Here is a 950-nt window from a genome sequence, read left to right on the forward strand (position 1 = left end):
CCCAGCGGCTCGCCGGGCGGCATCCGCGGGCCATGGCGGTCTTGCGGCGCCGGCTCGACCCGTCGCATGGCGGCGGGCTGCTGGCCACCGGCATCGTGCTTCTGCTGGTCTATCTCGTCGGGGTCTTCGTGGACGGGGCGCTCGATCTGGCGCTGGTTCCCGACACGGCGGCGCTCGATGCACGGGTGTCGAACCTCGCGCATGCCTACTGGACGCCACTTGGGCTGCAGATCGCGGGCTGGGTCACCCAGGCCGGGCACGTGCCGGTCGCCACGCTGGTGGCGATCGGCGGGGTGCTTGGCTTCGGTCTCTTTGGCCATCGCGCCGCGGCCATTGGGCTGGCGGTGGCGGTGCTCGGAAACGCGGCGACCGTGACCTTGCTGAAGCTCGCCTTCGGCCGTGCGCGCCCCGAGATTTCCTACTTCCTCGAGAGTTCGAACAGCTTTCCCTCGGGCCATGCAGCGATCTCGGTTGCGCTCTACGGCAGTATCGCGCTGCTGCTTTGGCGCGAGCGCCTGATCGGGCCGACACTGGCGATCTGGGCCGGCATGGGCAGTGCTGTCACGCTGGGCCTGTCGCGGGTCTACCTCGTCGAGCATTTCCTGTCGGATGTGCTGAACGGCTGGGTGATCGGCGCGATCTGGATGGTGATCGGCCTTGCCGCCGCCGAGGCGACACGCCGGCGGCCCGGGCTTCCGCGCGCGCCGCACCCGGCGCTGGCCGGCACCGCGCTGAGTGCCTGCCTTCTCGGGGCACTATGGATCGCGGTTCACCATCTCCCCATCCCGGTCGAGCGGACAGGCATTGGCCCGGTGGTCATCGCCGATGTCCAGGCCGAGGTGGCGGGCGGGCAGCTTCCGCTCGATGTGGTGACGCTCTCGGGCGAGGCGCTGCCCGCCGTCAGCGTCGTCTCGACCGGCGGCGCCGCCGGGACGATCGCCGCGCGGCTG

1 protein-coding gene is annotated in these 950 nt (G+C 71.2%); it reads left to right on the forward strand.

The features are described from left to right. A partial coding sequence (locus CLG85_RS27125; protein ID WP_260350395.1) for a phosphatase PAP2 family protein occupies nt 1–950 on the forward strand: 950 nt, incomplete at both ends.

The sequence above is a fragment of the Alloyangia mangrovi genome (genome assembly GCF_002300555.2).
GTDB classification, from domain to species: Bacteria; Pseudomonadota; Alphaproteobacteria; order Rhodobacterales; family Rhodobacteraceae; genus Salipiger; species Salipiger mangrovi.